Annotated in this window: 13 protein-coding genes; 9 read left to right on the top strand and 4 right to left on the bottom strand. The window is 39.8% G+C overall.

All coding sequences use genetic code 11. The annotated features are described in order from the left end of the window. Positions 1 to 39 precede the first annotated feature (39 nt). Entirely contained in the window at positions 40 to 987 is a 948-nt protein-coding gene (locus H5163_RS07445) for a LysR family transcriptional regulator (RefSeq protein ID WP_145233680.1), read from the bottom strand. Between the two features lie 104 nt (positions 988 to 1,091). Here H5163_RS07445 and aceK point away from each other — a divergent pair, with 104 nt between their 5' ends. The 4 genes from aceK to H5163_RS07425 all read left to right on the top strand — a co-directional run bounded on the left by aceK (position 1,092) and on the right by H5163_RS07425 (position 4,655). Next, on the top strand, positions 1,092 to 2,909 hold the full coding sequence (gene aceK / locus H5163_RS07440; RefSeq protein ID WP_182734822.1) for a bifunctional isocitrate dehydrogenase kinase/phosphatase: 1,818 nt from the start codon (positions 1,092 to 1,094) through the stop codon (positions 2,907 to 2,909). Between the two features lie 52 nt (positions 2,910 to 2,961). Further along, entirely contained in the window at positions 2,962 to 3,354 is a 393-nt protein-coding gene (locus tag H5163_RS07435; RefSeq protein WP_182734820.1) for a hypothetical protein, read from the top strand. A 21-nt stretch (positions 3,355 to 3,375) separates the two neighbouring features. Continuing rightward, the gene (locus H5163_RS07430) at positions 3,376 to 4,338 is read left to right on the top strand and encodes a zinc-binding dehydrogenase (protein WP_182734818.1); all 963 of its coding nucleotides are present in this window, start codon (positions 3,376 to 3,378) and stop codon (positions 4,336 to 4,338) included. A gap of 62 nt (positions 4,339 to 4,400) precedes the next feature. Then, positions 4,401 to 4,655 carry a DUF2999 family protein gene (locus tag H5163_RS07425; RefSeq protein ID WP_145233688.1) on the top strand — a complete coding sequence of 85 codons (255 nt, stop codon included), beginning with the start codon at positions 4,401 to 4,403 and terminating at the stop codon, positions 4,653 to 4,655. Positions 4,656 to 4,709: 54 nt separating this feature from the next. Here H5163_RS07425 and H5163_RS07420 read toward each other — a convergent pair whose 3' ends face one another. Further along, the gene (locus H5163_RS07420; protein WP_257325865.1) at positions 4,710 to 5,435 is read right to left on the bottom strand and encodes a flagellar brake protein; all 726 of its coding nucleotides are present in this window, start codon (positions 5,433 to 5,435) and stop codon (positions 4,710 to 4,712) included. A 163-nt stretch (positions 5,436 to 5,598) separates the two neighbouring features. On the opposite strand from H5163_RS07420, the gene lepB reads away from it, so the two are divergent. The 3 genes from lepB (at position 5,599) to H5163_RS07405 (ending at position 7,530) form a co-directional block, all read left to right on the top strand. Further along, positions 5,599 to 6,249, top strand: a complete 651-nt coding sequence (gene lepB / locus H5163_RS07415; protein ID WP_145233690.1) for a signal peptidase I — start codon at positions 5,599 to 5,601, stop codon at positions 6,247 to 6,249. A 347-nt stretch (positions 6,250 to 6,596) separates the two neighbouring features. Continuing rightward, positions 6,597 to 7,025, top strand: coding sequence for a hypothetical protein (locus H5163_RS07410; protein WP_145233693.1), 429 nt, complete (start codon positions 6,597 to 6,599; stop codon positions 7,023 to 7,025). A 115-nt stretch (positions 7,026 to 7,140) separates the two neighbouring features. Continuing rightward, positions 7,141 to 7,530 (top strand): hypothetical protein, encoded by a 390-nt coding sequence (locus H5163_RS07405; RefSeq protein WP_182734816.1) that lies wholly within the window; start codon positions 7,141 to 7,143, stop codon positions 7,528 to 7,530. A gap of 418 nt (positions 7,531 to 7,948) precedes the next feature. Here the strand turns inward: H5163_RS07405 and H5163_RS07400 are convergent, their stop codons facing one another. Further along, the gene (locus tag H5163_RS07400) at positions 7,949 to 9,061 is read right to left on the bottom strand and encodes a PleD family two-component system response regulator (RefSeq protein ID WP_257325867.1); all 1,113 of its coding nucleotides are present in this window, start codon (positions 9,059 to 9,061) and stop codon (positions 7,949 to 7,951) included. Positions 9,062 to 9,433: 372 nt separating this feature from the next. Beyond that, positions 9,434 to 11,458, bottom strand: a complete 2,025-nt coding sequence (gene metG, locus H5163_RS07395; RefSeq protein WP_182734814.1) for a methionine--tRNA ligase — start codon at positions 11,456 to 11,458, stop codon at positions 9,434 to 9,436. A gap of 176 nt (positions 11,459 to 11,634) precedes the next feature. Here metG and apbC point away from each other — a divergent pair, with 176 nt between their 5' ends. Together apbC and dcd are read left to right on the top strand one after the other, a co-directional pair. Next, the gene (gene apbC / locus H5163_RS07390; protein ID WP_182734813.1) at positions 11,635 to 12,714 is read left to right on the top strand and encodes an iron-sulfur cluster carrier protein ApbC; all 1,080 of its coding nucleotides are present in this window, start codon (positions 11,635 to 11,637) and stop codon (positions 12,712 to 12,714) included. A 3-nt stretch (positions 12,715 to 12,717) separates the two neighbouring features. Then, positions 12,718 to 13,305 (top strand): dCTP deaminase, encoded by a 588-nt coding sequence (gene dcd / locus H5163_RS07385; RefSeq protein WP_145233702.1) that lies wholly within the window; start codon positions 12,718 to 12,720, stop codon positions 13,303 to 13,305. Positions 13,306 to 13,345 lie beyond the last annotated feature (40 nt).

Here is a 13,345-nt window from a genome sequence, read left to right as displayed (position 1 = left end):
TCAATAATAACGAGGGAGCTCCATTTTAATTAGAGCTTTCTAGCGATCAGCAATCGTATTAGCGAACGCTTGCAGTTCGCGGCGTAACCATTGGTGTGGGCTGGCATGATGCAGTAATGGGCTCCATAGCATTTTTACTTCAATTGGGACAATTTGAAACGGCACAGGGCTAATCACTAACTCGGTATGTTTAGTTAGCAGCATTGCTTGTCGTCTTGGTAGTGTGGCGATCAGTTGTGGCGATTGGCATAGCAAACTTGCCACCATGTAATGACGAGTAAACACCCGAATATGACGGGTTTGTTCAAGCTGCCAAAGAGCTTCGTCTACCCATCCCAGCTTTTGGCTACCTGATTTATTCGTGACGGCAGCTTCAGCCCCCCAGCCTGCACGATTTACCCAAATATGCTCTGACGCTAAGTATTGCTCTAGATCAGGCTGTTTTAAGTATGGGTTAGCTGGATGCATTAAACAGCAATAGTTATCGCGCCAGACACTGGCCTGATGAAAAGATCGTGGTAGGCCGTTGAAGCGATTGATGGCTAAGTCAATGCTGCCCTTTTCCATATCTTGCAGGCTAACATCGCTGGGGCTAAGCACATCAAAATTAAGTCCTGGATGTTTATTGAGTTGCTGGGTAATAAAAGGCGCGACTAGCGTTGATTCTAAATAATCATTCGCCATAATTCTAAAGGTGAGTTCGCCAGTGGTTGGATCAAACATATCACTGGGTTGGGTTATTGCCTCAGCCATTTTTAACAGCGCTTCTATTTCAGGTTTTAAACTCAGCGCTTTTGCAGTAGGAGTCATAGAGCCTGCGGCACGTACTAGGAGCGGATCGTCAAATAAATCACGTAAACGTTTTAGTGCATTACTCATTGCAGGTTGGGTTAATGCTAATTTATTTGCCGCTTTCGAGACATTTCGCTCATCTATCAGTACATTTAAGTACACAAGCAAGTTGAGATCGACATTTCTTATATTCATTTGATCAATCTTATTCATTCGCTGTATTAATTATCTAAATTAAAGCGTGCTTGCTAAGGTGTGTAAACCACTAAATAGACATAGTCATCATAAGTGATAGAAATATGCTAGAGCTAAAAACAGCAAATACGTTATCGACTCAAACTAGCAACGCAATTGAGCAAGTCATTGCGACCAAATTAGCGCGTGCCGTATTCGCAGGCTTTGAAGCGATGTTTGCTGAGTTTTTAAATATTACCTTAGGTGCACAAAGTCGTTTTGAGCAACGGCAATGGCAAAGTGTACAATCGGCAATGCGTGAGCGTTTACAAGTATATGAAAGGCAAGTTAAAAATGTTAGTGAAGCGGTGCGAGTCATTGCATTTAAAGAGCTCAACGATCCGCGACTGTGGCAGCAGGCAAAGCATATTTATGGCCAAATGGTGCAAGATCATGAAAACCAACCGATTGCGCATACATTTTTTAATTCAACTTTTGGCTCGATTTGGGATGATAAAAAAATTCGCACCGTGCATTTATTTGTTTTAAAAGCCAAATACCGCGCTAAATCTCGGCCATTTGATAATTTAGTAAGTCGTATTTCATTGCAAAATGGCTTTAGCCAGGCGGTGGAGCAACTTATTTATCGACAAGCTTTTCGGGTTGGATTTACAGATTTAGCTCATGATGTTGATATTTTGCAGCGTACTTTGGCGTTAGGTGCGCAGCAGCAATGTCGTCATGTGTATGAGCTGATGAATTTAAACGATGGCTATATTGAATACGCTAATTCACTGTTTTTTAGAAATAAAGCCTGCTACTTAATAGGTCGTTGTATTGCTAAAAATGGCGATAACATGCCCTTTGCTGTCGCTATTTTACATACCCAAAGCGGTTTAAAGCTTGATGCGGTGATGATGGGCGCAGATCAACTGAGTTTATTATTCGGCTTTGCTCGCACCTACTTTATGGTTGATACCGACCAACCCGCGCGCTATGTAGATTACTTATCAGTGCTAATGCCACATAAGCAACGATTTGAATTATTCAATGCCATTGGCTTTATTAAACATGCCAAAACAGAGTTTTATCGCTATAAGGTCGACACCACCAACAATAGTCCCATAGATGATAAGTACATTATTGCCCCCGGCACGCCAGGCATGGTGATGCTAGTATTTACCACTGCTGGCTCAGATTATGTTTATAAGGTAATAAAAGATAAATTTAGCGCGCCTAAAACATCAACCAAAGCACAGGTGATGGCAAAATACGACTTTGTAAAACAAGCGGATAGAGTCGGCCGTTTAGTCGACACCCATGAATTTCGCTATTTAGCATTTGATTTAAATCGTTTTAGCGATGAATTGCTTACCCATATGCGAGCGAGTATCGGCTCAAGTATGGCTATTGCAAATAAAGCCTTAGTGCTTAAGCATGTATACGTTGAGCGCAAAATGACACCACTTAATTTATACATCAATCAATGTGACGATAAACAACTGAATAATGTAATGCTTGATTACGGCAAGGCGATTAAAGAGTTAGCCGGGGCTAATATTTTCCCCGGTGATATGTTGATGAAAAACTTTGGTGTGACCCGTTGGGGGCGCGTGGTATTTTATGATTATGATGAAATTTGCCCATTAACTGATTGTAACTTTAGAGACTTACCGAGCAGTGAAAATAGTTTTGATGAACTAAGCAGCGAAAGCTATTTTGATGTTGCCGAAAATGATGTATTCCCGAGTCAGTTTAAAGTGTTTTTTAGTGCTGATCAGCAAGCATTTAGTCATTTTTGCCAGCAACATCAAGACTTATTTAGTCCTGATTTTTGGCTGCAGTGCCAAGCTGATATCAATGCTGGGCAATTGGCTGATGTGTATCCATACAAACAAAGTTGGCGATTTCAGCCGGGGGTTATTACCCATAAGTCTGATTAATTTTTGGTGTGTAAAAAGGTAAGCTTACATAAAATAAAAACCAAGGAAAACCATGAAATCTTTATTATTAGCAAGTTTATTTATCACCTCACCGCTGGTTATAGCTAACCCGCTATTAGGCAGTTGGGAGTTTGTGGAAGGGAAATATGCAGTTGAACAAGGTTATGTGACTGCCAAAGCACCAGAGCTGACCTCAGTTAAACTAATAACCGCCACTCATTTTAATTACATCACCCAAAAAAATGGCCAGTTTCATTATGCAGGTGGCGGGCAGTACACCTTAAAAAACCAACAATTTGTAGAGACTTTTGCTTACGGTAATATTGAATCGTTGCTTGGCAAAACCATGGCTTTTGATTACAAAATTGAAGGAGATTTGTGGCATCATTCTTTGACAGAAAATGGTAAGTTAGTCGAGGCCGAAGTGTGGCGCAAAATCGATTAACTCATCAATTCAGGAGCTGCAATGCAATTTATTTCTCATCAAGATCAGCATTTAACATTAAGCGACACCGCTAAACCGCAATTAAAAACTAATGAAGTGTTAATTAAAGTTGCTGCTATCGGCGTGAACCGCGCTGATTGTATGCAACGTCAAGGTAAGTATCCAGCGCCACAGGGCGACAGCCCCATTTTAGGGCTTGAATGCGCAGGCACAGTGATTGAGCTTGGCACCGAGGTTGATCAAAGTTGGCTTAATAAAGCGGTATTTACTTTGTGTGCAGGCGGTGCATATAGCGAATATGTGGCGGTCGATGCAGCACAATTAATGGCTTTACCAAGTGATTTAACTATGGCGCAAGGTGCAGCGATCAGCGAAGTATATTTAACCGCGTTTGGTGCGTTATTTCAACTTGGTAAGTTACAAGCAGGGCAAACAGCACTGATCCATGCTGGCGCAAGTGGCGTAGGTGGGGCTGCTATTCAAATGGCTAAACGTATTGGGGCAACGGTTGTTATTACCGCAGGTAGCGATGAAAAGTGCGAACACGCCAAAGCGCTTGGTGCTGATCATGTAATCAACTACAAAACCGACGATTTTGTTGTTTACATGCAAAACCATGGTTTAACGGCGAACGTGATTGTTGATCCGGTATCTGGGCGCTATTTAAGTAAAAATGCAGCAATCGCCGCCATGGATTGCCAAATAATTATGCTGGCATTTTTAGATGGTCGCTTCGCAGAAGTAGATTTTGCACTCTTGTTACAAAAGCGGATTTCATTTCATGGCTCAACACTGCGCAATCGCAGTCAAGCGTTTAAACGCCAACTACGCGATGAGTTTGTAGCAAAATTTTATGACGAAATAGCAAATCAACAGTTTGATTTAAATATTTATAAAACGTTGCCTTGGCAAGACGCTGGTGAGGCACACGCCATTCTTGAACGAAACGAAAATGCCGGAAAAGTTGTATTATTAGTTCAGTAGTTTAAAAACCAATATTTGCCCATATAACTATGGGCAACTATAAAGCGATTTAAGGCAAAAACATGAACCCAATTATAGCAACATTAAAAGAGCACAATGTTAGCGATGAAAAAGTACACGAACTTTTTCAAGCATTTACTCAAAACCCAATGATGGCAATGGCACTTGTGCAGCAACTCGGTATTCCACCAGAGAAGTTACAAGCACTAATGGGCTTGGTAATGACCCAGCCTCATTTAATAAAAGAAGCCGCTGATTCACTTGGTATTGGTGAAGGTGAGCTTGAAAAAGCTAAGCAGCAGTTTAAAAACCAATAACGAGTTATCAATGAGAGTACATTTAGTTACTCTCATTTGTTAAACATGCAATTATTAAGCAATGTCTATCGTGTAAGCGGCCAATAAGTTTTGCATTTTTTGTTGTTCATGTGCGGCAAACTCGATGCCCACACTTAAACGATCTCCCTGCATTTGATTGTTGCGCACATGCGCACTGATCACCACGGCACTGTTGTCGATAGGCGATAGAACATGCACAAACACGGGGCGTTTCTTAAGCGCTAAAAACCCTGAATTAACATGCACAGTAAAGCGACAACCAGTCGGTGAAATATCGATGATCAAACCTTGCAATAGATTTTCACTGTCATAAGTATGCGATTTATTAATGCTAATCTTTGCTGGTATATGGGTTTGTAAACGGCTGACTTCACGCAGTTGCCGACTCTCAATATTCTTAGGGTAAGCAAGGTAAAGTAACTTTTCTGGTCGAAAAGAAATAGCTAATATAGTGGTCGAAAAAGCGACGCACTCCCCACGTTCACCTTCGACTATATAGCGTACAATTGCGCCATTGCCTTCTTTTAACACATCAGCATATTGGCTTTTTTTTGCTTGGACAGGGTACTTTAAAATTAAATACTTACCAGCTTCATAGCCAACTAAAGAGAGTTTAAATCTGACACTTAATGGGTTGGTGAACTGAATGTCGATTAATTTACCAGGCAGTAAGTCTAAGCAAAACTTAGCTTTGCTAGCTTGCGCTGGTCTGTCTTGTGTAATTTCCATATATACGTAGTTATTATTATTTGTTTCCAAATATTATCCATCAAAAGAACTAAAAAATCACTACGAAAAACGACTGGTATTAGTTTATTAGCCTTAATTAATAGAAGTAATACACGCCTTGTTACAAAGTTGATTGAACTGATAAATATCTGCTTTGTCTATTAAATAACATACTAACTTATGGAACAAAACTGTGAAATACCTTTATAAAATATGGAAAAATAACCGCTCATTAATCGTATTTATCTCGCTGATGTGTGTTTTTAGAAGTGCAGTGGCTGACTGGTACGAAGTACCCACAGGTTCAATGCAGCCAACCATTGTTGAGGGCGACCGTATATTGACAGATAAAATGGCGTATGACCTACGAGTGCCTTTTACTAAAATTTCGCTGGTTAAACTAGCCGAGCCAGAGGCCGGCGATATTATTGTATTTGATTCTGTTGCGGCACAAAATCGCCTAATAAAAAGAGTGATAGGTGTACCGGGCGACACTGTTGCTTTAGTTAATAATCAACTTGTTATTAATGGTGAAAAGCTTGATTACGAAACTGTAGCTGAAACCGCCATAAACCGAGTGGAAATAGAGAATTTGCATGGCATAAAACATACCGTAAAACTCGCTAAGCAGCGCTCTTATATGCAAAATTTTGATCCACTTATCATCCCTACAGATATGTATTTAGCAATGGGGGATAACCGTGATAACAGTGCTGATTCACGAGTAATAGGCTTAGTACCAAGAGCTGAATTGCTCGGAAGGGCAAAGCGGGTGATAGTTTCACTGGATTACGATGACTATTATTTACCACGTAAAAACAGGCTTCTAAAAGAATTACAGTAATAGTAAGCGCTGTTATAGTCTGGTAAAGGATAGCACTGATAAAGAATAGTAGTGCAAAAAATAACAGCGCTAAAACTTAAAATAGCTTAGCGATTAAATTTAGCGTTGTTGACTCTCACCTAACAATAAACTGTATATAAAAATAGTGTTTATGATTTTGTCAGATATTACTGATCTCTAGCATTTTTGTATATTGCTGCATTTGTAAAAAATGAGGTGAAGTTAACTAGTTGTTTACAGGTATCTGTTTGATAGCTAAGATAAAAGCATTGTAATATATGGATATTTTTCTGTTTGTAAAAAGATAAATGTCGTAGATAAAATTGTTATACCTTCAAGGAAGCTCAGTGAAACTTTTAGTTTTGTTATTTTTATTTACTTCAATATCAACTTTTTCTTGTGATAAAAAAAGCGAAATAAAGAAAGTAGCGGCGTTTATAACTCAAGATAATTTCGCTGATTTATCAGAAATAACGGTTTATTACCCTGTTAATTATGGTGTTGCTGAGGCTGTAAGAGCTGTAATCTCTCTAGGTGAAATTGATAGGGTAACCTTGTATGTTCCTACAATTATTTCTGAACCATATGCTTTTGAAAGCAATCATGAGCTAGCTGATTATAAAGTATCAACCTTTACAATTAAGACTGATACGATAAATGAGGCTTATATTACTGTGAATTACCGAGCTCCGAAGAAAAATGATGGCTTAATCACTTTTTGTATGGGACCTTTTCGAGTCTATAAAATAAGTGAATTACCGATAAAGAAGGTATAATAAACGCATCAGAAATGACTTCAAACGCTTGGCTGGCGCTCATTCTTCGCTAATTATAGCCAAGCATTTTCCGCAATTTATGCGGGTGTTAACTTAACTAAACATGGTGCCCATATTGAGAGTTTCTGAAAGGCTGAAATATGCAGTCATCTTATCTTTTGCCAGTTGGCCACTATTCATTTGGCTGGGCACAGATCTCGTCGGTAGCTTTTGCGCACTTTCAGGGTTTATAGTTGGCTATTACTTTGCTCCAATAACTCACAGACAAACCAAAAAGTACCAAGTACAGCTTTTAGGTTTGGGCATGGGCTTTCTAGCTCTGTATTTATCGAGCTTTTTAATAAGTATATTTGAGTTAATTTCAGGTGAGCCTTTTAAAGGTGTAGGTTACTACTTAATATCAGCACTAACAGGGCCTTATTTTGGTCTAATGTTTTTCGGTATACCACTTATAATTTTTTCTTTTACCAATTATATGATTTGGCTATGGTCACCCAAACGTTAAGTTAACTGGGTAGCCGCAGGTCGCTAACTTCAGCCTCCACACCACCCATCATGCGCTTTTTATTAACAGGAAGTACAATGCGCGATTCACCTCCCGTAATGAATATTTATCCAAATATCTCTCAGTGACGTTATTTTATTGAAGGAATGTCAAAGGTCAGGCTGTATTGAGCCAGCATTCTTTTAAGTAAAAAGCGCAATCTTACAGTTAACAAAGGGATGAATAAATTGACCTTATGCGGTCAAACGAAAGTGAATGCGTTCGCTTCATCATGTGGCAACTGTATTGCCTGGTTCATAATATAGAAAAACGACAAAGCACGATGTACTAATTAGGGTAAGCCCTTACTTCCTCTAATACAGCCACCACAGATTTTTGAATACTCCCCTATAGGAGATGTTATGTGCTAATTTTTCACTTATTCAACAGCTTTAAGGCGTTTTGTTATAGCTTGAAGTTTATCTTCTAGAGTGAAAGATAGTACCAATGTTTCTTCTACAACTTCTTTTGTCTCATCTACTAACCCCATCAGCTCCGATTCTTGTTCTTCATCCAATCCTAAGATAATCATTTTTGATTGCACCGCTTGAGATAAATCATTAACGAGTATTCTTATTTGTTTATCTTGATCTAAACATAACTTTTTTATCGTGCCAAAATCTTCAGCAAGTTGACTTTTAAGGCTATTTAATGCGAGTTGCCGTATACTGCTTTTTTCTAATTGTTCTTCAATAAAGTCTATTCTACTTTCTACAATAGTAAGTAAGATAGCAAAGTTATCGCGAAGACGGCCAAGTAAGTCTTCATCTCTTGCATTGATCCCTTTTACTATCATTGAGCAGGTAGGCGAGTTAAATAATAAATTGGAACTAAATGGCACTATTCGCTTAGCTCCTCGGCCTAACTCAAGAATTTCTTTTTCTAAGTCAGTAATAGTGTGTTGTGGAAATTGGTGATATTGCTTTGCTACTCGAAACTCGACACAACAGCTCGCGCCTACATTGGTAAAATAGCGTTGGATGTTGCTAAATAAGGTATTCAGATCTGTTACTTCAAGATTGTCGGTAAAAAATTTTACTAAATCTCCAAGTTCACTTGCCTGTTGCATAGATGTGAAAGCGGTAGATGAAGCTACTTCGAACATTTCTTTTAAGTTGTTACGCTCTGTAATACGCAGCTCAACACGTTTTAATTTTTCACAAAGTACTTTGAAATCGACTGGCTTAGCAATATAGTCATCGCCTCCATATCCATAAGCGGCGAGTTTGTCTTCACTCGATGTTAAGGCTGAGATAAATATAATTTCACACTCGTCGTACGCACCGCATTCCTTTATCTCTTTAACTAAATCGTAACCCGTGAAGTCATTACTAAGTAAGATATCCATCAGTACTACCTGTGGCTGATGCTCTTCCATCAAAGCTAAGATAGGTTCACTCCCATCAGATGAAGTAATGTCATATTGCTTAGATAGCACCATTTCCATGATATTTCTATTTTGAGGGTTATCGTCGATGGACAATATTTTCACATGCACTCCTAAATTTAATTATCCTTATGCTGCATTATTTGATAATAGCCATGGAAATGGTTACCCGCAAATAATAAACTCATTTATGTTTTGAGCGCAGGCTTGGAGGTCAGCTTATTTTTAAAATAATAAAAGGCAAGTAATTTTAATTACATAGGCACTCATGCTAAATTTTGTAATGTCTAGCTTAAGAACTACAATTAGGTAAAGTATGCAGCAGGAAATAGAACTAAATAGATTGTTATTGCGTCCTTTCGTTTTTTCTGACGCTGAATGTGTTGCAAAATTGGCTGAAAAAACAATTTGTTCTGGCAATTAAAAAAGCCGTTGTTTAAAACAACGGCTTTTTAGTGTTAACTAGTTAAAGTCGAATTACATTACACGCATACCTGGCTCTGAGCCGTCGTCTGGGTTTAAAATATAGATTTCTTTACCGCCAGGGCCTGCTGCCAGTACCATGCCTTCTGACATGCCAAAGCGCATCTTGCGTGGCTTCAGGTTGGCAACCATAACCGTAAGTTTGCCTTCAATGTCTTCAGGGGCGTAGGCTGATTTAATACCTGCAAATACTTGGCGTGTTTCGCCGCCTAAGTCGAGCGTTAGTTTAAGTAGCTTATCAGCGCCTTCAACGTGCTCTGCTTTGGCTATTTTCGCTACACGTAAATCTACTTTGGCAAAATCGTCAAATTCGATTTCAGCTGCAATAGGCTCTTTTGCCAAAGGACTGTTTGGATCGATTTTGTCTTTTGCAGCGAGTAAGCTTTCTTTTGATTCTTCGACCATTTTATTTACTTTATCCATTTCTACACGTTGCATTAACGGTTTAAATTTATTGATAGGGTGGCTAACAAGCGCAGTTTGCGCGCCTTGCCAAGATAGATCATCATTTAAGAAGTCTTCTACGTTTGCCGCCATACCCGGTAATACTGGTTTTAAGTAAGTCATTAACACGCGGAATAAGTTAAGCCCAAGCGAACACACTTGGTGAGCTTGTTCTTGTTTCGTTTCGTCTTTGATCAATACCCATGGTGCTGCGGTATCAATAAATTGGTTTGCTTTATCAGCAAGCGCCATTATTTCACGAATAGCACGGCTATAATCACGGTTTTCATAGTGCTGAGCAACGGTATCGGTAGCTGCTTGGAATTCAGCTAATAATTGCGGCTCCATGACAGTGTCACTTAATTTACCGTCAAACTTTTTAGTAATAAAACCGGCGCAACGGCTGGCAATGTTAACCACTTTACCAACTAAGTCTGAATTTACACGTAGTGCAAAGTCTTCTAAGTTTAAGTCAAGATCGGTGATGCCGCTGTTAAGTTTAGCTGCGTAGTAATAACGTAAAAACTCAGGGTCGAGGTTGTCTAAATATGTACGCGCTTTAATAAACGTGCCTTTCGATTTAGACATTTTAGCGCCATTAACCGTTACAAAACCATGCGCGAATACATTGGTTGGCTTTCTGAATTTTGCGCCTTCAAGCATTGCTGGCCAAAATAAGCTGTGGAAGTAGATAATATCTTTACCGATAAAGTGGTAAAGCTCAGCGTCAGAGCCTTCTTGCCAAAATGCATCAAAGTCGATGCCTTGTTTGTCGCATAAGTTCTTAAAGCTGGCCATGTAACCAATTGGCGCATCAAGCCAGACATAAAAATATTTACCAGGCGCACCAGGGATTTCAAAGCCAAAGTAGGGCGCATCGCGGCTGATATCCCATTGTTGCAGGCCATCGGCAAACCATTCGTCTAGTTTATTGGCCATTTCTTGCTGAATAGTGCCGGAGTGAAGCCACTCTTTTAACATGCCTTCAAATGCTGGCAGGTCAAAAAAGTAATGCTCAGAGTCTTTAAGTACTGGCTCAGCACCTGACATCACAGAGCGCGGGTTGATAAGCTCTGTTGGGCTATATGTTGCGCCACATGCGTCACAGCTGTCGCCATTTTGGTCTTCAGACTTACAGGTTGGGCACGTACCAGTTACAAAGCGATCGGGTAAGAAAATGCCTTTTTCAGGATCAAATAACTGTGAAATAGTATGCTTTTTGATATGACCGGCATCGTTTAAGCGATTATAAATAAGCTCGCTGAACTCTTTGTTTTCTTGGCTGTGGGTGCTGTGGTAGTTATCAAATTTAATATTGAAGTCTGCAAAGTCACGTTGACGTTCAATGCTGACATTTTTTACCATTTCTTCCGGCGTGATCCCTTGCTTTTGTGCATTGAGCATAATTGGCGTGCCATGGGCATCGTCGGCGCAAACATAATAAGCTTCGTGGCCTTGTAGTTTTTGAAAACGTGACCAGATATCAGTCTGAATATATTCCAATAAATGGCCTAAATGTGTTGGGCCGTTGGCATAAGGTAATGCACTGGTAATGAGGATCTTTCGCTGTGCCATAATCATTCCGAATTGACGGTTCCTGTTAAGGAACGGATGAAAATCATAATATTATCAGCAAACCTAAAGGAAACACCTTCGTGGTTGGCCGATTTTCATTAATTGACTGGTGTTAATGCCCTGAATGTTACATAATTCCGAGGCAATTTTCATCAAAGAAACACTATTTTATTGTTATGTTTGGATTGTCGAAACTATTCTCCTCTAAATCGGTGCAAAAACAACCGATTCTTACTGCCTTAGCAGGGTATCGCAGTGCCGCTTTTGCTGTCGGCATTGATGAAAAATTCATTAAAAGCATTGAATCAAAAACTGATAAATCAATATTGCTTCATTTAACGCTGCCATTTGCTGCGTTATCTGAAATGCCAAAGGTAGCAGCGTTTGTAAGCCAACAACTTAATCAAGCAGTGACAATTAACGCAAGCATTGAGCTGACTGAAGCATGTAAGTTCAAAGCGATAAAACATATTGTGTTGATTGCATCAGGCAAAGGAGGTGTGGGTAAATCAACCACAGCGGTAAATTTAGCGGGCGCACTCAAAGCTGAAGGCGCGAAAGTGGGGATTTTAGATGCGGATATTTATGGCCCGTCTATTCCAATGTTGCTAGGCCTTGAAGGAGCAACACCCACGGCTAAAAATGACAAGCAATTGCTACCATTTGACGCTAATGGCATCAAAGCACAATCAATTGGCTTTTTAGTGCCTAGTGATGATGCCACTGTTTGGCGTGGACCGATGGCGTCGGGCGCATTAACGCAACTGTTAAATGAAACTGCATGGGGTGAACTTGATTACCTGATTGTAGATATGCCACCAGGAACTGGGGATATTCAACTTACTATGAGTCAGAAAGTACCTGCCAGTGGCACGGTGATTGTGACGACTCCGCAAGATTTAGCACTTGCTGATGCGCAAAAAGGCATTGCCATGTTTAATAAAGTGAATGTGCCAGTATTGGGCTTGATTGAAAATATGAGTCATTTTTTATGCTCACATTGCGGCAAACCAAATCATGTGTTTGGCAAGGATGGCGCAATAAAATTAGCTCAGCGTCATGGTGTGCCTGTGTTGTCGCAAATTCCTTTGGCGATTGATATTCGCGAATACTCAGAGCAAGGCAAATTAATTGCGATGGATAACCAGGCTGCGGTGAGTGAAACATATGCTGATGCTGCGCGGCTGATTGCCAGTATGCTTTACTATCAACAACCCCATCATAATTCAGTCGAAATTGTGATTACGGATGATTAATTAATGAGATTATCAGATACCCATATTAAAGAATATATTGCCCAACAGCGTATTATTATTGAGCCAAGTCCGACCGATGAAATGATTTCTGGGGTAACGGCAGATTTACGTTTAGGTAATAAGTTTCGTGTATTTCAAGATCATACAGCAGCTTATGTTGATTTAAGTGGTCCAAAAGATCAGCTTAATAAAGCAATGGAATCAATAATGAGCGATGAAATCGTGTTAAAAGAGGGCGATGCATTCTTTTTACACCCAGGTGAATTAGCCCTTGCGATGACCTATGAAAAAGTCACGTTGCCGGCAGATATCGTTGGCTGGCTTGACGGCCGTTCATCTTTGGCACGTCTAGGTTTAATGGTGCATGTAACGGCCCATCGGATTGATCCCGGTTGGTCTGGTAATATCGTGTTAGAGTTTTATAACTCCGGTAAATTGCCGTTGGCATTACGACCAATGATGAAAATCGGCGCTATGAGCTTTGAGACCATGTCAGGCCCTGCTGAAAATCCGTACAACACGCGTAAAGATGCTAAATATAAAGATCAAACCAGCGCAGTTGCAAGTCGTATTAGTGATGATAGTAACTAATTAAAATATAGCTTTAAAATAAAGGCTTATCATTTGATAG

The organism is Pseudoalteromonas sp. SG44-8, assembly GCF_014164125.1.
Lineage (GTDB): Bacteria > Pseudomonadota > Gammaproteobacteria > Enterobacterales > Alteromonadaceae > Pseudoalteromonas > Pseudoalteromonas rhizosphaerae.
This window is presented reverse-complemented; position numbering and strand designations above follow the sequence as displayed.